The following is a 16319-nucleotide window of genomic DNA, read 5'->3' as shown; positions in this document are numbered from 1 at the left end:
GACAGTGATCCCGAGGACGGTCCGCGTCTGGATCTGGAGGGGAAGGCGTGGGTGCAGCACCTGCGGCCGCACCGGCCGGCCGGTGCCCGGCCGAATCGCCCGGCCGAGCTGCGTGAGTGGTACGCGGACCGCAAGGGTCAGCGCGAGGCGCAGGCGCATCTCAGGGGTGGCAGCCCGCTCCTCGTCGTCGTCCCGGACACGGACGTGACGTACACCCTCTCCGCCCACCCCAGTTGAACAACGTGACACTCACCCCCCGATGTGTCACATACTTTCGCGAGCACCCGCCGGAGGAGGCAGCCGCTATGCCGTCGTCCGTGCCCGCACCCGGGCCCTTACTCCGCCCTGGCACATGCGGATGCCCGTTACGGTTCCAGGATGAGCAACTCCGCGGCGTCCGCCATCCTCACCACCACCGATCTGTCCGAAGCGATGCGGGCGGTCCGTGTCCTGCTGGGTGTGGCGGACGCCAGCCGGGCAGAGGTCGACTTCGAAGCCGTGATCAGCTCCCGGGACACCCTGGCGCGCGTACGCCGCGTACTGCCCGGCCTCGAATGGTGGGCCCTGGCGGGCAAGGAGCACGGCTCGTCGGAGACCGGTGAGGACGCTGCGGACCACCTGCCGATCCGCGTGTCCGACTGGGGGCGTCCGCTGGACCGGGCCGAACCCTTCGTCGCCGCCCTGGGACCGGATTCCGCCGCTGTCCGGTGGGATCTGGAGTCGTGGCCGGCGGTTCCCGAAGCGGGCCTGGAGGCGATCTCGCAGAAGTACGCGTACCTCACGCTGACGGTCAACTCCAGGGACCTCTACCAGGACGAGCCGTCGCCGGACCACACCGTCCACGTACACGTCCGGGACCGGAACGGCGACCAGACCGCCCGCGCCCACTGGCTCGCCGATCGCGTGGGCGGCCGGTTCACGGGCAGGGTCGAGACGGCGCCCCTCTGACCCCGGGCGGACACCACAGGACAGAGAGGGGCGGGGGGCTCCGGTCAGCCGTCGGCCTCCCGGGCCACCTGCTCCAGTCGGGCCCGATGACGCTCCCACCAGGCGGCGTCATCGGTCGGCAGGCTGTCCTGGGCCAGGGTGTAGCCGGTGGCCCCGTCGATGAGCTCCCGCACCACATCGGCGTGACCGGCATGGCGCTGGGTGTCGGAGATGACGCGGAGCAGGAGGTGGTGCAGCGTCGCCTCGGCGCGCTCCTCGGGCCACCACGGGACGCGCCCGGTCGCGTCGAGGTCGAACGCCTCGACCGTGGCGTCGGTGTGCGCCCAGGCGCTGCGGTACAGCCCGATGATGTCCTCGCGGGACTCGTCCGCCGTCGCCCACATGTCCGCGTTGGGCTCCGCGTCCCGCGTGTACCACCAGGACGGCGGCTCCCCGGTGAAGAACGGCCGACCGAACGTGTCGCCGAAGTAACCCAGCTCCACCCCGGCGAGATGCTTGAGCAGCCCGAGCAGATTCGTACCCGTAGGAGTCAACGGGCGCCGCGCGTCGTACTCGGAGAGCCCGTCGAGCTTCCACACCAGCGCGTCGCGGCCCTGCTGGAGGTACTGGAGAAGGTCCGCCTTCGGACTCGGTTCACTCGGCCCACTCGGTTCGGTCATGCCGGGCAGTCTCGCACCCGCCACTGACAACGGCGCCGGGAAGAACTCGTCACACGTCCGAGGGGACGTCCAGGCGCTGGGTGCCGACGACCGACAGCAGCCGCAGCGCCTCCTCGGAGGGGGAGCCGGGGGCGGCGGTGTAGATGACGACCCGCTGGTCCCGGTCGGCGATGTCCAGGACGTCGCAGTTGACGGAGACGGGGCCGACGAGCGGGTGGTGGAAGGTCTTGCAGAGAGTGGGGCGGGCGGTCACGTCGTGGCCCGCCCAGATCCGGGCGAACTCCTCGCTCCCGGCGAGCAGTTCCCGGACCAGACCGGCCACCTCCGGGTCGTCCGGGTAGCGGGCCGCCGCCGCGCGCAGGTGCTGGGCAGAGGTCCGGACGAACTCGTCCGCGTCCGAGACGCCGTACAGCGGCCGGCCGTGCCGGTGCGGCCCGAGGAAGACGCGCCGGACGAGGTTGCGGTCGCGGCGCGACAGGGCGGAGAAGTCCTCCATCAGGGCCGCGGCCAGACCGTTCCAGGCGATCACCTCGTACGTGGCGGACAGGACGAGCGCCGCGGCCTCCGGGAGCCGGTCCAGCAGGTCGACGATGCTCTGCCGGACCTCCCTGGACGGGCCGGGCAGGGGGCCCGGCGGAGTACCGGCGAGGTGGTGCATGTGGTCGCGCTCGGCGTCCGAGAGGCGCAGGGCGCGGGCGATCTGGGCCAGCACCTCGCGGGAGGGATGCGGGGCCCGGGCCTGCTCCAGGCGCGTGTAGTACTCCGTCGAGATGAACGCGAGCTGCGCCACCTCCTCGCGCCGCAGCCCCGGTGTGCGGCGGCGCGGCCCGGCCGGGAGCCCCACCTCGGCGGGGGTGATCCGTTCGCGCCTGCTGCGCAGGAAGCCTGCCAGTTCTCGTCTGTCCACCCCTCCAGTGTGCGCGGACCCCGTCCGATTCATCCAGGTACCGCCGGTGCCTGGATGAGCGGCGCGGTCCGGCGCAGGCTCGTTCCCATGACCGACACATTGATCACGTCCACCACAGGCCCGGGGCTGCTCCCCGGCAAGGTCGCCCTCGTCACCGGAGCGGGCCGGGGCATCGGCGCCGCCGCGGCCCGGCTGTTCGCCCGGGAAGGGGCCCGGGTGCTCCTCGCGTCCCGTACCCGGGCCCAGCTGGCGACGGTGACCGAGGAGATCCGGGAGGCGGGCGGCACCGCCGAGTACGTGCTGTGCGACCTGGCCGATCCCGCGAGCATCCAAGCGGCCGTCGACCGGGCCGTGGAGGTGTACGGCCGCCTCGACGTCGCCTTCAACAACGCGGCGACCGCCCAGCCGCCCGGCCCGATGGACCAGCTGACGGAGGCCGACTTCGACCGGGTGTGCGCGGTCGACTTCAAGGGGCCGTGGCTCGCCATGAGCGCCGAGATCGCCGCCATCCGGGCCACCGCCGGGACCGGGGCGATCGTCAACACCTCCAGCGTCGGCAGCCTGATGGGCAACCCGTGGCTGCCCGCCTACGGTGCCGCGAAGCGCGCGGTCAACAGCCTCACCGCCTCGGCCGCCGTCACGTACGGCCCGGAGGGCATCCGGGTCAACGCCATCGCGCCCGGCACCACGCTCACCGAGATGGTCCACGAGTGGGAGGCGGACTCTCCCGGCATCATCGAACAGCTCAACTCCCAGACACCGCTGGGCCGGGCCGCCGACCCGAACGAGATAGCCGAGGCCGCCGCCTGGCTGCTCAGCGACCGCGCCTCCTACGTCACCGGCACCGTCCTGCGCGTCGACGGCGGCATGCGGTCCTGATCCGGACGGGACGTCAGAGGGCGGGTCGTCGGGGCAAAGCACTGAACAGCGGGCGGAGGATGTGATTCCGGCCGCATCGGGGAGCGGCACGGTTGCGGACACCTGTGCGCAGGAGAGACATACGTACGATTCGGTGGTTCGGCTTTCTCTCCGTCAGGACGGCTCCGCGTGTCTGTTCCCCGTGTGTACCAAGTGGCCCTGCCCGCCCTCTGCGTGACGGCGGTGCTGGCCCTGACCGGCTGCGACGTCGAGACCCTGCCCCCCAAGGGAGGAAGCGGCAGCGAACGCACCGTCAGCGGCTTCGGGGCGAGCCCGCTGGAGAACCCGGACGGTACGAAGCCGGGCCTCGCGCCGCTCACCTCCGAGGCGGACCGGGCGGCCGGGCGGAAGGTCATCGAGCAGGTGACGACCAAGAGGCGCGGGACGAGGAACGGGTACGCCCGGGAGAAGTTCGGCTACGCCTGGAAGGACTCGATCGACGGGATACCGCTCGCCCGCAACGGCTGCGACACCCGCAACGACCTCCTCGCCCGGGACGGCAAGAAGGTCGAGCTCCGGTCGGGTTCCGACTGCGTGGTCGTGTCGATGACCCTCAAGGACCCGTACACCGGCTCGACCATCGAGTGGAGCAAGGAGCGGCCCACCAGGATCCAGATCGACCACGTGATGCCGCTCTCGTACGACTGGCAGATGGGCGCCTCGCGTTGGGGCGACGCCAAGCGCCAGCAGATCGCCAACGACCCGCTCAACCTCATCCCGGTCGACGGGCCGGCCAACAACGCCAAGCGCGACTACGGCCCCGGCTCCTGGCTGCCGCCGTACGAGCCGATCCGCTGCTCCTACGCGGTGCGGTTCGCGCAGGTGGCCCTCAAGTACGGGCTGCCGGTCACCACGGCCGACAAGACGGCGATGCTGGAGCAGTGCGGCGGCTGAGCCGGACGGGCGCGGGCCGGGCGGGCCGTCCGGCCGGCCGGGCCCACGAGTCGCGGCGGGCGGCCCCTTCGCGGGGCCGGTCCGCCGCGGGCGTCAGAGCTTCAGGTCCCACTGCGTGGCGTCGTACGTGAAGCCGGGGTTGACCTCGACGTTCAACTCCTTGGCGTCCACCGGGGCGTCGAAGGCGAACTGGACCGTGACCTTCTTGCCGGGCAGGATCGTGCCGTCGAAGCCCGCGCCCACCTTGTCGTCGAAGATCTGCTCGGCCTCCACGCCGTCCTTGCCGGCCCGCGCCGTGACGTTGACCAGCGTGGAGTCGAACTTCTCCTTGCCGGCGTTCTCGATGACGACGGCGATCCGGTACGCCTTCTTGCCCTTGGTGTGCCCGACGGCGTAGCTGCCCGGGGCGTAGGAGGTGGCGTCGCCGACCGTGACCGTCAGGTCGTCGTCGTACACGGCCGAGTCACCGGCCTCCAGGGGCTTGGAAGCGTCCTTGTCCTCTCCCTCCCCCTTCTCGGCGTCGTCCTTCTTGCCGTCGCCCTTCGCGCCCGTGTCGCCGCCGGGCTTCGGCTTCGCGGAGGCCGTGGTGTCCGACACCGCCTTGTCGAGGTCCTTCACGGCGTCGTTGACCACCATGAACGTGATCACCGCGCCCACCACCGCGAGCACCAGGGAGACCCCGCCGAGCGCCGCGCCGAAGGTGGTCACCCCCTTGTTCGTGGCCTCGCCGCGCTTCACCCGGCCCCGCCCCGCCAGCCCCAGGATCAGGGCGACGAGGCCCAGCAGGCCGGCCAGCCAGAACAGGAACGGGATCAGGCCGGAGACAGCGCCGATGATCCCCAGGACGAGCGCGGTGACCCCCAGTCCGTTGCGTGCCGGGTGCGTCCCCGGCGCCTGGGCGGGTGCGTACGGCTGCTGGGGCTGCTGCTGCGGGGACTGCGGCGGCTGCGTGGACTGGGACATGGCTGTGCCTCCGGCAAAAGAGCGGAAATGAGCGGAAACGGATGGCGGGCGGCACGTGCGGCGCTCTCGCGCATCGCTCGTGCAGCGATGGGTCAATAACAACAGAGGCCGTGAACCGAGTCAACATGATTCACGGAGGATGGGGTGGTGCACGCTGTGAATCGATAGCGTGTGAACCGGGTCGGTATGCTCGCCGACAAGCCACGACCGGGGCGCGCGCCAGGACCAGGGAGACAGCCAGTGCCGGAGAAGAAGACGGAGAAGGCGGAGAAGACCGGGAAGGTGACGGAGAAGGCGACGGACGCGGGGACGGGCGCGGGCGTGGCCGAGGTGACCGCGGCCGGGATCGCCCGGCTCGCGGGCGTCGGGCGCGCCGCCGTCAGCAACTGGCGCCGCCGGCACGCCGACTTCCCCAAACCCGTCGGCGGCACCGAGACGAGCCCGGCGTTCTCCCTCGCCGAGGTCGAGCAGTGGCTCCGTGACCAGGGGAAACTCGCCGAGGTCCCACTGCGCGAGCGGGTCTGGCAGCAGCTCGCCGGACACCCGGCCGGAGCCGTCCCCGCCCTGGTCCACACCGGCTGCGCCCTGCTGTTCCTGCGAGCCAACCCCCGCGCCTGGCGGGAGTGCGCCGCCGTCCCGGACGAGCGGATGGCCGGGGTGCTCGCCCTCGCCCTCGACAAGCTGCTCGGCGAGCGGTTCGGCCCGGCGGCGGACCCCGGCAGGGCGGTGCACACCCCCGGCCGCGCCGAACTGCTCCCGTCCGTCCCGCTGCTCCGCGCCGCCGCCGAACTCGCCGGGGGCACCGGCGTTCCGGAGACCTTCGAGTTCCTGCTCGGCCGCCAACTGGACGCCAACCCGCGCCAGTACACGCTCACCCCGCCCGGACTCGCCGAGCTGATGGCCGCCCTGGCCGGAGCGCGGGGCGGGGAGGGAGCACGTACGGTCCTCGACCCGGCCGCGGGCACCGGTGCCCTGCTGCGGGCCGTCGACGGCCCGGCCGCCCTGTACGCGCAGGAGGCCGACCCCGACCTCGCCGCGCTCACCGCCCTCCGGCTCGCCCTCCACGCGGAGGAGGCCCGCACCCGCACCGTCGCCGCGCGGACCGGCGACACCCTGCGCGCCGACGCCTTCCCGCAGCTCGCCGCCGACGTCGTCCTCTGCCACCCGCCGTTCAACGAACGCAACTGGGGCCACGACGAACTCGCCTACGACCCGCGCTGGGAGTACGGCTTCCCGGCCCGTACCGAATCCGAACTGGCCTGGGTCCAGCACGCCCTGGCCCGGCTCCGCCCGGGGGGCGCCGCTGTCCTCCTGATGCCCCCGGCCGCCGCCTCGCGCCGCTCCGGCCGCCGGATCCGCGCCGACCTGCTCCGCCGCGGCGCCCTCCGCGCGGTCGTCGCGCTCCCGGCCGGGGCCGCGCCCCCGTACGGCATCCCGCTCCACCTCTGGGTGCTGCGCAAGCCCGACGGCGGCTCGCACCCCTCGCCCGAACTGCTCGTCGTCGACACCGCCGAACCCGCCGAACCGGCCACGACGGGCCCCGCGCCCACCGCCCCGGCCGGCGGACGCGACCGGCTCGACTGGCCTGCGGTGCACGGCGCCGTGCTCGACGCCTGGCGGGCCTTCGCGGGGGAGGGCGCGGGCGGCGGGGCCCCGGCCGCGGACCGCCCCGGCGTCAGCCGCGCCGTCCCCGTCATCGAACTCCTCGACGACGACGTGGACCTCGCCCCCGCCCGCCACCTGCCACCCGCCGGTGCGGGCGGCCCGGCCGAACTGACCCGCGTACGGGAACGGCTCACCGAGACGCTCGGCCTCACCACCGCCCTCACCCCACCCCCCGCCGCCCTCCACGCCCCCGTCCACTGGCCGCTCACCACCGTCGGCGAACTCGCCCGCGCCGGGGCCCTCCAGCTCCGCACCGGCGGCACCGGCACCGGCACCGCCCCCGTCCTCACCGAACACGACGTCCTCGGGGCCACCGCCCCCTCGGGCAGCCTCCCCACGGACGGGCCCCCCGAGGAGCCGGTGTTCGTCGAGGCGGGCGACGTCGTCGTCCCCGTACTCGGCGGCGGCGCCGCCACCCGGGTCGTCGACGAGGCCACCGCGGGCGCCGCGCTCGGCCGCAACCTCCAACTCCTGCGCCCCGACCCGGCCGCCCTGGACCCCTGGTTCCTGGCCGGATTCCTGCGCTCCACCGCCAACAACCGCCAGGCCAGCAGCTACGCCTCCACCGCCACCCGGCTGGACGCCCGCCGCCTCCAACTGCCCCGGCTGCCGCTCGCCGAGCAACAGCGGTACGGGCGGCGGTTCCGCGCCCTGGCGGAGTTCGAGGACGCCCTCCGGCTGACCGGCCGGCTCGGCGGACAGCTCGTCCAGGGCATGTACGACGGGCTGACCGACGGAACGGTCACACCGGACTGACGACGGACACCACGCGGCCAACGACGCGGGTGCGACGGACAGGGCGGACGCGACGGACGCGACGCGGCCACGGGTGAGGCGGAACACAGCCGACCCGTACAACCCCGGGCCGGTTGTCGTGGTCGCCCTTTACGCTCGGTTCCGTACACGCGGAGCGTGCACACGGAACTCACCGACCAGGTACTCCAGGAGCAGCCATGTACGCCCCGGTCCCACCGCCGACGCCGACGCCGCCGCGCCGGGTTCCCGGCCGGGCCTGGATCGTCTCCATGCGCGTGCTCTTCCCCGTGCTGACGGTGGGCTCGATCGGGCTGCTGCTGTGGACCCCGCTGCTCCGCCTCGCGATCGTGCGCCGCCGGGCCGTCGACTGGTGGCTGACCGGGGCCGGGTTCGTCTTCGTCTGCGTGCTCCTGCCGATCCTCGGCCGGGACGGCAGCGAGGAGCCGACCGGCATCGACAACGTGCTCATCCCCCTGCTGCTGCTCGTGATGGCCGGTTCGATCGCGTACTACCTGGTCGGGGACATCCGCCATTACGACCGGCTGACCAAGACACAGCACCCCTCGCCCGGATACGCCTACGTGCAGACGGTCCCGGTGCTCCCCGCGTCCGCCCCTGCTCCCGCCCCGGCCGCCTTCCCGCCGCCGCAGCGACAGCACATTCCGCAGCCGCCTCAGCACCCGTACCAGCAACAGCCGTACCAACAGCAGCCCCAGCCCCAGCCGCACCAACAACAGCCCCAGCCGCAGCAACAGCCCCAACGCATCGAGCAGGTCCGCGCCGAGCTCGACGAGCTGAGCGACTACCTCCGCAAGGCGGAGGACAGATGAGCGGCCGGATCATCGGCGGCCGTTACGAGCTGGCCACCGTCCTCGGCCAGGGCGGCATGGGGCAGGTCTGGACCGCCTACGACCAGCGCCTGGACCGCCGCGTCGCGGTGAAACTGCTCCGCCCCGATCGGGTCGCCGGCGTCGACAGCGGGGCCGCCGAGGACCTGCGCCGCCGCTTCGTCCGCGAGTGCCGGGTCACCGCCCGGGTCGACCACCCCGGCCTCGTCACCGTCCACGACGCGGGCAGCGACGGCGACGACCTCTACCTCGTCATGCAGCACGTCGAGGGTGCCGACCTCGCCGACCACCTCGCCGAGCACGACCCGTACCCCTGGCAGTGGTCCGTCGCGGTCGCCGCCCAGCTCTGCTCCGTCCTGTGCGCCGTGCACGCCGTGCCGATCGTCCACCGCGACCTCAAGCCCCGCAACGTGATGGTCCGCCCGGACGGCACCCTGACCGTCCTCGACCTGGGCGTCGCCTCCGTCATGGACAACGACACCACCCGCCTCACCCACACCGGCTCACCCATCGGCTCCCCGGCGTACATGGCCCCCGAGCAGGCGATGGGCGGCGCCGTCGGCCCGTACACCGACCTCTACGCCCTCGGCGTGCTCCTGCACGAACTGCTCAGCGGGGACGTGCCGTTCGGTGGGGCCACCGCCCTCGGCGTCCTCCACCGCCACCTCTACGAACCGCCCGTCCCGGTCCGCCGGATCAGACCCGACATCCCCGAACCGCTCGAAGCGCTGGTGCTGCGGCTCCTCGCCAAGGACCCCCAGCACCGCCCGTCCGGCGCCCAGGAGGTGTACGAACACCTCGCCCCACTGCTCCCCGCCCCGGGCACCGCACCCGCCGCCGGGCCGCTCGACCCGACCCGCCCCTTCCTGCGCCCGCACGCCCCCTGGCCCGACCGCGCCACCCGCGTACCCCCGCAGCCGCAGGCCCCGCCCGCCCCCGCCGCCGCAGCCGCCCGGCCCGATGTGGCCGCCGCCGTCGACGACGTGAAGAAACTGCTCGGCGAGGGCCGGATCACCCAGGCGGTGGACATCCTCGGCTCGATCCTCCCGGCCGCCGCCGAACAGCACGGCGAGAACTCCACCGTCGTCCGCATCCTGCGCAAGCAGTACGCGGCGACGCTGATGGACGACGGGCAGTACCGCCGCGCCCTGCCCGAGCTGCGCCGGCTCGCCGACGACCGGGCGGCCGAGGCGGGCCCGGCCGACCCGCAGGCACTCCACTTCCGCCACGACGCCGCCCAGTGCCTGGAACAGCTCGGCGAACCGGCCGCCGCGCTCGCCGAGTACCGCGCGATCCTGCCGTACTACGACGAGCCCGCCCGGGGCGGCGACCCGGCCCGCTGGTTCGAGATCCGCAACCGCGTCGCCCACCTGCTGCTCGCCCTCGGCGACCACGTCACCGCCCGCGTCCAGCTCCAGGCCCTGCTCTACGACGCCGAGCGCGCCTACGGCCCCCAGCACCCGCTCCCGGCGGAGTTGCGCCGCCGCCTCGACCGCCAGGCCGAGGTCCACGGCGGCTGACCGGCCGGACTCAGCCGATCTCCTTGACCACCCGGGCGGGCACTCCCGCGACCATCGTGCCGGCGGGGACATCACGCGTGACCACCGCACCGGCGGCGACCACCGCACCGGCGCCGATGGTCACCCCCTGCGTGATCACGGCGGACGTCCCGATCCAGACGTCGTCCTCGATGACGATCGGGGCGAAGGAAAGGTACTGACGGCGCTCGGCCAGGGGCAGCGGATGGCCTCCGGTGATGAGGCTGACCTTCGGGGCGATCATGACGCCGCTGCCGATGCGGATGCTTCCCTTGTCCATGAAGGTGCATCCCTGGTTGACGAAGACGTTCTCCCCGAACGTCGTGTCCAGCCCGTACTCGGTGAAGAACGGCGGGTAGATCACCACCGACTCCGGCAGTGGGCCGCCGAACACAACGGACAGTAGTTCCGCGCGCCCTTCGCTGTCGCTGAAGGGAAGCACGTTCAGCCGGGACGTCGCATCGGTCACCTCCATGATCCGCTCCGCGAATCGCGCGAACTCAGGCGTCTGGACATGCATGACCTGCTCTGTGCGAGTAGACATGCGCTGATCCCACCACTGTGCGGACATCCGATCAAACAACCCGGAATCACACTGGAAACAACCAGGAGTTGTGGAGGGGGTGGCGGCATGGGTATGGAGAGAGGCACTGATGGCCGCGCTGACCGACTCGGCCTCGCCGGCCACCCTCGTCGGCAGCGGGGTCCGGCACCCGTGGCCCCGGACCCACGACCCGCGGCGCATCCGGAACCGGCAACCCGCTTCAGGACCGCCGCCGGTACGCCGACACCAGGCCCCCCGCGATCAGGAAGGCCAGCGCCGCCGCGCCGGCCAGGGCGCCCGCCCGCAGACCCGGGGGGTGGAAGGCGCACTCCACCGCTGTGCCGTCGGCCGGGGCCGGGGTGGCGACCAGGCCCAGGTAGGTGTCGGCGGGGCGGCCCTGGCAGCGCCAGCCCGCGATCCGGGGGGCGGCGAGCACCACCGTTCCCGTGGTGCCGGGCGGGAGTTCGGCCCGTACGCCGTCGGCGGTGACGTGGACGGCGGTCGCGCCGGTGGCCCGCAGCCCGTCGACGGCCGAGGCCAGCCGGGCCCGGTCCAGGCAGCCGACCGCCCGGTGCGGCACGGTCCCGGGGCGCACCGGGGCCAGCGCGATCCGTACGTGCCCGTCCGGGCCGACCCGGCCCAGGTGCTGCATCGCGGCCCGCCGGGCCGGCAGCTGGCCCTTGAACTCGACGTCCCGGCCGCCGCCGAGCCGGGCCCGGCCGAACAGGTCGGGCGTCCACAGATACGCCTCGGAGCCTGCCGGGCAGGCGGCGGTCAGCGTGTACGCGCCGCGCCGCACCCGGTAGTCGTGCGCGCCCCGGTCCGTCACCGTGGCCGTACCCTCCGACGCCGCGCGCAGCACCGTCGGCGGGACCGTGTAGACCCGTGAGCCCAGCAGCAGTTCCTGGTTCCGGAACGCCGAGCGCCCGTACGCCACCGGGCCGCCCGAGCCGGACGGACGCACCGTCACCAGCGGCGGGGCCGCCGCCCGCCCCGCCGTCACCGGCCGGTCGGCCGGGGCGCCCAGGCCCGTGCGACCGGCGCCCTGATGCGGGTCGCGCGGACCGCGTACCCGGGCGCCGACGGAGAACACCGCGTCCGTGACCGGGTTGTCCAGGCTCTGCACCGCCCGTCCGTTCGACGTCCACCCGCCGCCGAGCGCCCGCATCGTGCGGGTCAGCACGTCCGGCGTGTGGCTGCTGTAGTAGGCGCCGCCCTCCCCGCCCACCAGCAGCGGGTCGTTCGCGGTGGTCTGCTCCCGGCCCGGGTCCGTCCGGAAGCGCGGCCAGTCGTCGGCGCCCTCGACCACGGCCCGCTGGGTGCTCTGCCGCTCGCCCCAGGGCGCGTAGTCGTCGAGCCGGTTCAGCCGCTGCCGGTCGAAGTACGCGGTGGCCGCCGCGGCCTGCCCGGCCTGGGCGCCGATCAGCAGCACGGCCGCCAGCGCCGCGTACCGCCCGCCCCGCCCCACCAGCAGCAGGGCGAGGACCGCCGCCCCCAGGCCGAGCGCGAACAGCGGATACGTCCACCCCGAGACCAGTCCGCTGAACCCCGCCCCCGCCGCCAGCAGCACCAGCACCGCCGCCCCGCCGGCCAGCGCCCGCCGCCCCGGCGGGCCGTACGAGACCGAGATCCACGCGGCGGTCACCACCAGCCCGGCCAGCACGAAGGTCTGCCGGTACGGGCTGCCGTTGGGCGTGGCGAAGGCGTGCCAGAGCAGATGGGTGGGCTCCCACTGCATCGACAGCGCGACCCCGGCCACCAGCCCCGCCCACGCCCACCGCTCCCGCCCCGGCGCCGACCGCTGGAAGGCCAGCGCACCGGCCAGCAGCAGGGTGCCCGTGCCGAGGTAGAGGGCCGGGGTGAAGAAGCTGTACGTGGCGGGCAGCAGCCGGGCCAGCACATCGGTCCAGGAGGCGGGCGCGAACGGGCGGTCCCAGCCCGGGTAGGCGTGCTTGGTGCCCAGGTAGACGGGGAGCAGGACCGGGGCCGACAGCCCGATCCCCACCCCGACCGTGCGCACCGCCCGCCCCAGCGCGCGGGCCACCGCCCGCCGGTCGTCCCGCTCGGTGAAGAGCCGGACCGCCAGCACCAGCGCCGCGCCGAGCGTCGCCATGTACGCCGTGTAGAAGTTGGCCACCCACGCCAGCGCGACCAGCAGTGGCGCGGCGACCCGGTGCCGCCCGGTCCGGGCCCACTCGGCGGCCAGGCAGAGCAGCGGCAGCGCGACCAGCCCGTCCAGCCACATCGGGTTGTACGCCGCCTCCGCGACCGACCAGCCGCACAGCGCGTACGAACCGCCCAGCACCCCGGCGACCCACCAGCGCCCGCCGCGCAGCGTCAGCAGGAACACCGCCATCAGCGCCGCCGCCGACGCCATCTTCAGGACCGTCACCGCATAGACCGCGAGATCGATCCGGTCCCTCGGGAAGACCCCGACGAGCAGGGCGAACGGGCTGCCCAGATACGTACCGAGATCCGGCAGGAAGCTCGTCCCGAACCCCGACGACCAGTTGAGCAGCAGCCCCCCGTCGGCCCGCCCGTGCAGCAGGTCCCAGAGCCGGGCGTGGAACGGGACGAACTGGTTGCCCAGGTCGTTGACGCTCCGCGTGTACGGGCCGAACGGGAAGCTCCGCGACACGGCGTCGCCCGCGCAGACCGCGACGACGGTGAGCAGCGCGGCGAGCGCGCCCGCGCGCGGGCGGGCGCGGTCCACCAGCGGCGGGGCGGCGGCGGACGCGGCGGACGCGGTGGGGGCGGAAGCGGTCCGGGACGTGGACAAGGGCACGGGCATGGGCAGGAATATGTCAGCCTCGAACACGCAAATCCCTTGTGCCACGCACCAGTTCACGCAATGGACGTGCGCCGGTCATGTGCTGCATCGGATGCCGACACCTGGCCCGGTTGATGTACGTCTGTGCTGATCTCTCTGGTGGTGCCCTGCTACAACGAGGAAGAGATCCTCGAACGCTTCCATGACCGCGTCACGGACGAAATGGCCGGGCTCGGACACGACTTCCAGCTGGTCTTCGTGGACGACGGCAGCGCCGACCGGACGCTGATGATCCTCCAGGAGCTGGCCGCCGCCGACCCCCGCGTCCGCTACGTCTCCTTCAGCCGCAACTTCGGCAAGGAGGCCGCGATGCTGGCCGGTCTCCAGCACGCCGAGGGCGATGCCGTCGTCATCATGGACGCCGACCTCCAGCACCCGCCCGAACTGGTCGGCCGGATGCTGGAGGAGTACGAGCAGGGCCACGACCAGGTGATCGCCCGCCGGACCCGCAAGGGCGACCGGGTCACCCGCACCGTCACCGCCCGCGCCTACTACTGGCTGATCAACCGCCTGGTCGACGTGGAACTCGTCGACGGCGTCGGCGACTTCCGGCTGCTGTCCCGCCGCACCGTCGACGCCGTGCTGCGGCTCACCGAGTACAACCGGTTCTCCAAGGGCCTCTTCGCCTGGGTCGGCTTCCGCACGAAGACCTTCGGCTACGAGAACGCCGTACGGGAGCAGGGCAGCTCCGCCTGGACCTTCGGCAAGCTCCTCAACTACGGACTCGACGGGCTGCTGTCCTTCAACAACAAGCCGCTGCGCGCCGCGCTCTACCTGGGGATGCTGCTGCTGTCGGTGGCCCTCGCGTACGCGGCGTGGATCGTCGGCGTCGCCCTGGTGCGGGGCGTGGACACCCCCGGCTACGTCACCACGCTCGTCGTGGTCATCGCGCTCGCCGGGGTCCAGATGGTGATGCTCGGGGTGGTCGGGGAGTACGTCGGCCGCATCTACTACGAGGTGAAGCGGCGCCCGCACTACCTGGTCAAGGCCACGAACACGGAGACCCCGTCGGCCGTCCGCGAGGCCCGGGAGTCCGTACGCCGATGACGGTCACCGCCCAGTTGGCCCGGTTCGCCCTGGTGGGGGTCGTGAACACGGGCACGTACTACGGCTGCTACCTCGCGTTGCTGACCCGGCTGCCGTACATCGCCGCCCATGTGCTCGCCTTCGCGCTGAGCATGACCGGCTCCTTCTTCCTGAACTGCCGGTTCACCTACCGGACCCGCCCCACCTGGCGGAAGTTCCTGCTCTTCCCGCTGACCAACGCCGCCAACTTCGCCATCACCACGGGCGGCGTCTACCTGCTGGTCGACGTCGCCGGCCTCGGCAGCCGGTACGCGCCGCTGATCGCCGCCGCGGCGGCCGTCCCGATCACCTTCCTCGTCTCCCGGACGATCATGCTGCGCCCCGACGCGCCACCGGCGGTGGAGCGCGAACACGTCGGCTGAGACGGACGGCGGGGACCGGGATCTGATGTGGCAAAGTGTCGCGATGCATTGACACGTCGTGCTGCATTTCGGTCGAACCGGCCGATCCGGCCGATCCGACCCAGAGGTGTTGTGATGAACAAGAGAAGAAGCCGGGCGCTGGTGGCCGCCGTCACGCCGATGCTGGCCCCCGGTGAGCAGGTGGTGTCGACCTCGCTGGTGAACCTGAGCGAGGTCTCGGTCAAGAAGAACATCGCGATGGGGATCGCCGCGGCGGTGCTCAGCGGGGGGACGATGGTGGCTGCGGCGGCCCCGCAGCCCATCTACCTCGCGACCACGGGGGAGCGGCTGTTCCTGTTCGTCGCCAACCCGACCTTCGCGAAGCCGGACCGGCACCTGGCCACGTACCTCCTCGCGGACCTCAAGCGGACCGAGGTCAAGCGCGGCCTGCTGAAGCACTCGTTCGTCATGATCGACGAGTCCGCGCAGAGCGCCCTGCGCATCTTCTTCCAGCGGTTCGGCGCCGGCGGCCTGGACGTGGTGGCCGGGCAGATCCCGCAGGCCGCGGCGTAGGGACCGCGCGGCCCGGACCGGCGGCCGCCGGGAGCCGTCGACAGCCGTCGAGGCGGCCGGCCGATCCGCGTCGCCGGCGCCCCACATCCCCAACTCCTTCCGAATCGTTGGTCGAATCAGTGGCCCCAGCCACGTCCACTGCCTAACATCGATCACCGCAAGGTCTTGTGCACTGATGCACAAAGTCTCCCCGGGAGGTTCCTTTGCACCGCCGCCGTCGCACCGCGCTCACCGTCTCCGCCGCCCTGCTCGTCGGCGTACCCGCCCTCGCCGCCTGCGGCGGCGAGACCCATCCGGGGGCCGCGGCCGTCGTCGGCGGGGAACGGATCGAGGTCTCCGCGCTCCAGGGCCAGGTGGCCGCCGTGCGCGCGGCGCAGAACGAGACGAAGGACGCCACCCAGCTCGTCGACAAGTCCGGGCAGCTCGGCCGGGCCAAGCTGCACAGCATGATCTTCGACCGGGTCCTGGACCGGGCCGCCGAGGACGCGGGCGTGACCGTCGAACGTACCGAGATCCAGCAGATGCGCAAGGTCGCCGAGGCCCAGACCGGCGGGGCGACGGGGCTGCGCACGATGATGCTCCAGCAGAGCTGGGTCGCCCCCGACCAGATCGACACCGTGCTGCGCGAGCAGGTCCAGCTCACGAAGCTGGCCGCCGCCCTCGGCGTCGACCTCCAGCAGCCCGCCGGCCAGCAGGCCGTGAGCGAGGCGCTCGGCAAGGCGTCCAAGGCGCTCCGGGTCGACGTCAACCCGCGCTACGGCACCTGGGACAGCAAGCAGGCCCAGCTCGCCACCTACCGGGCCCCCTGGATCACCCAGGTCACCAAGCCGGCCGGAGCCGGGGCCTGAC

General features: G+C 73.1%; 15 protein-coding genes and 1 pseudogene. 11 read left to right on the top strand and 5 right to left on the bottom strand.

Going from position 1 to position 16319, the window contains the following annotated elements:
- Both ACWC97_RS30270 and ACWC97_RS30265 read left to right on the top strand, forming a co-directional pair.
- Positions 1 to 237, top strand: a pseudogene (locus ACWC97_RS30270) (hypothetical protein); the annotation flags it as partial.
- Positions 238 to 378: 141 nt separating this feature from the next.
- On the top strand, positions 379 to 948 hold the full coding sequence (locus ACWC97_RS30265) for a hypothetical protein (protein ID WP_450652737.1): 570 nt from the start codon (positions 379 to 381) through the stop codon (positions 946 to 948).
- 44 nt (positions 949 to 992) lie between these two features.
- Here the strand turns inward: ACWC97_RS30265 and ACWC97_RS30260 are convergent, their stop codons facing one another.
- Positions 993 to 1607 carry a DinB family protein gene (locus ACWC97_RS30260; RefSeq protein ID WP_450652735.1) on the bottom strand — a complete coding sequence of 205 codons (615 nt, stop codon included), beginning with the start codon at positions 1605 to 1607 and terminating at the stop codon, positions 993 to 995.
- Between the two features lie 49 nt (positions 1608 to 1656).
- Positions 1657 to 2514, bottom strand: coding sequence for a helix-turn-helix transcriptional regulator (locus ACWC97_RS30255; protein ID WP_450652733.1), 858 nt, complete (start codon positions 2512 to 2514; stop codon positions 1657 to 1659).
- 87 nt (positions 2515 to 2601) lie between these two features.
- On the opposite strand from ACWC97_RS30255, the gene ACWC97_RS30250 reads away from it, so the two are divergent.
- Together ACWC97_RS30250 and ACWC97_RS30245 are read left to right on the top strand one after the other, a co-directional pair.
- On the top strand, positions 2602 to 3393 hold the full coding sequence (locus ACWC97_RS30250; protein WP_450652731.1) for an SDR family NAD(P)-dependent oxidoreductase: 792 nt from the start codon (positions 2602 to 2604) through the stop codon (positions 3391 to 3393).
- A 168-nt stretch (positions 3394 to 3561) separates the two neighbouring features.
- A complete protein-coding gene (locus tag ACWC97_RS30245; RefSeq protein WP_392278593.1) occupies positions 3562 to 4326 on the top strand; it encodes an HNH endonuclease family protein in 765 nt (254 codons plus the stop codon).
- Between the two features lie 93 nt (positions 4327 to 4419).
- Here ACWC97_RS30245 and ACWC97_RS30240 read toward each other — a convergent pair whose 3' ends face one another.
- Positions 4420 to 5289, bottom strand: a complete 870-nt coding sequence (locus ACWC97_RS30240) for a DUF4190 domain-containing protein (protein WP_352276940.1) — start codon at positions 5287 to 5289, stop codon at positions 4420 to 4422.
- A 330-nt stretch (positions 5290 to 5619) separates the two neighbouring features.
- Here ACWC97_RS30240 and ACWC97_RS30235 point away from each other — a divergent pair, with 330 nt between their 5' ends.
- From ACWC97_RS30235 to ACWC97_RS30225, 3 genes are all read left to right on the top strand, one after another.
- Positions 5620 to 7710, top strand: a complete 2091-nt coding sequence (locus ACWC97_RS30235) for an N-6 DNA methylase (protein WP_450652747.1) — start codon at positions 5620 to 5622, stop codon at positions 7708 to 7710.
- Positions 7711 to 7907: 197 nt separating this feature from the next.
- Positions 7908 to 8540, top strand: coding sequence for a hypothetical protein (locus tag ACWC97_RS30230; RefSeq protein ID WP_450652728.1), 633 nt, complete (start codon positions 7908 to 7910; stop codon positions 8538 to 8540).
- Positions 8537 to 10078, top strand: coding sequence for a serine/threonine-protein kinase (locus ACWC97_RS30225; protein ID WP_352276942.1), 1542 nt, complete (start codon positions 8537 to 8539; stop codon positions 10076 to 10078). Before ACWC97_RS30230 ends, ACWC97_RS30225 begins: the two co-directional genes overlap by 4 nt.
- A gap of 10 nt (positions 10079 to 10088) precedes the next feature.
- Here ACWC97_RS30225 and ACWC97_RS30220 read toward each other — a convergent pair whose 3' ends face one another.
- Together ACWC97_RS30220 and ACWC97_RS30215 are read right to left on the bottom strand one after the other, a co-directional pair.
- On the bottom strand, positions 10089 to 10616 hold the full coding sequence (locus ACWC97_RS30220; protein ID WP_450652745.1) for a DapH/DapD/GlmU-related protein: 528 nt from the start codon (positions 10614 to 10616) through the stop codon (positions 10089 to 10091).
- A 244-nt stretch (positions 10617 to 10860) separates the two neighbouring features.
- Positions 10861 to 13431 (bottom strand): YfhO family protein, encoded by a 2571-nt coding sequence (locus ACWC97_RS30215; protein WP_450652726.1) that lies wholly within the window; start codon positions 13429 to 13431, stop codon positions 10861 to 10863.
- 123 nt (positions 13432 to 13554) lie between these two features.
- Here ACWC97_RS30215 and ACWC97_RS30210 point away from each other — a divergent pair, with 123 nt between their 5' ends.
- The 4 genes from ACWC97_RS30210 to ACWC97_RS30195 all read left to right on the top strand — a co-directional run bounded on the left by ACWC97_RS30210 (position 13555) and on the right by ACWC97_RS30195 (position 16318).
- Positions 13555 to 14517 carry a glycosyltransferase family 2 protein gene (locus ACWC97_RS30210; protein WP_352276945.1) on the top strand — a complete coding sequence of 321 codons (963 nt, stop codon included), beginning with the start codon at positions 13555 to 13557 and terminating at the stop codon, positions 14515 to 14517.
- On the top strand, positions 14514 to 14918 hold the full coding sequence (locus ACWC97_RS30205) for a GtrA family protein (RefSeq protein ID WP_352276947.1): 405 nt from the start codon (positions 14514 to 14516) through the stop codon (positions 14916 to 14918). Before ACWC97_RS30210 ends, ACWC97_RS30205 begins: the two co-directional genes overlap by 4 nt.
- 114 nt (positions 14919 to 15032) lie before the next feature.
- Positions 15033 to 15470 (top strand): hypothetical protein, encoded by a 438-nt coding sequence (locus tag ACWC97_RS30200; protein ID WP_352276948.1) that lies wholly within the window; start codon positions 15033 to 15035, stop codon positions 15468 to 15470.
- A gap of 203 nt (positions 15471 to 15673) precedes the next feature.
- Positions 15674 to 16318: a SurA N-terminal domain-containing protein gene (locus ACWC97_RS30195; RefSeq protein ID WP_352276950.1), complete on the top strand. Its 645-nt coding sequence runs from the start codon at positions 15674 to 15676 to the stop codon at positions 16316 to 16318.
- Position 16319 lies beyond the last annotated feature (1 nt).

Source organism: Streptomyces sp. NPDC001108 (assembly GCF_053598535.1).
Note: the sequence above shows the minus strand (reverse complement) of the source record. Positions and strands in the feature narration are given on the sequence as shown.

Excerpts from the sequence above, each read along its gene's own strand:
- ACWC97_RS30265 (WP_450652737.1), top strand. The coding sequence starts at position 379 with ATGAGCAACTCCGCGGCGTCCGCCATCCTCACCACCACCGATCTGTCC.
- ACWC97_RS30260 (WP_450652735.1), bottom strand. The coding sequence starts at position 1,607 with ATGACCGAACCGAGTGGGCCGAGTGAACCGAGTCCGAAGGCGGACCTT.
- ACWC97_RS30250 (WP_450652731.1), top strand. The coding sequence starts at position 2,602 with ATGACCGACACATTGATCACGTCCACCACAGGCCCGGGGCTGCTCCCC.
- ACWC97_RS30240 (WP_352276940.1), bottom strand. The coding sequence starts at position 5,289 with ATGTCCCAGTCCACGCAGCCGCCGCAGTCCCCGCAGCAGCAGCCCCAG.
- ACWC97_RS30230 (WP_450652728.1), top strand. The coding sequence starts at position 7,908 with ATGTACGCCCCGGTCCCACCGCCGACGCCGACGCCGCCGCGCCGGGTT.
- ACWC97_RS30225 (WP_352276942.1), top strand. The coding sequence starts at position 8,537 with ATGAGCGGCCGGATCATCGGCGGCCGTTACGAGCTGGCCACCGTCCTC.
- ACWC97_RS30220 (WP_450652745.1), bottom strand. The coding sequence starts at position 10,616 with ATGCATGTCCAGACGCCTGAGTTCGCGCGATTCGCGGAGCGGATCATG.
- ACWC97_RS30215 (WP_450652726.1), bottom strand. The coding sequence starts at position 13,431 with ATGCCCGTGCCCTTGTCCACGTCCCGGACCGCTTCCGCCCCCACCGCG.
- ACWC97_RS30205 (WP_352276947.1), top strand. The coding sequence starts at position 14,514 with ATGACGGTCACCGCCCAGTTGGCCCGGTTCGCCCTGGTGGGGGTCGTG.
- ACWC97_RS30200 (WP_352276948.1), top strand. The coding sequence starts at position 15,033 with ATGAACAAGAGAAGAAGCCGGGCGCTGGTGGCCGCCGTCACGCCGATG.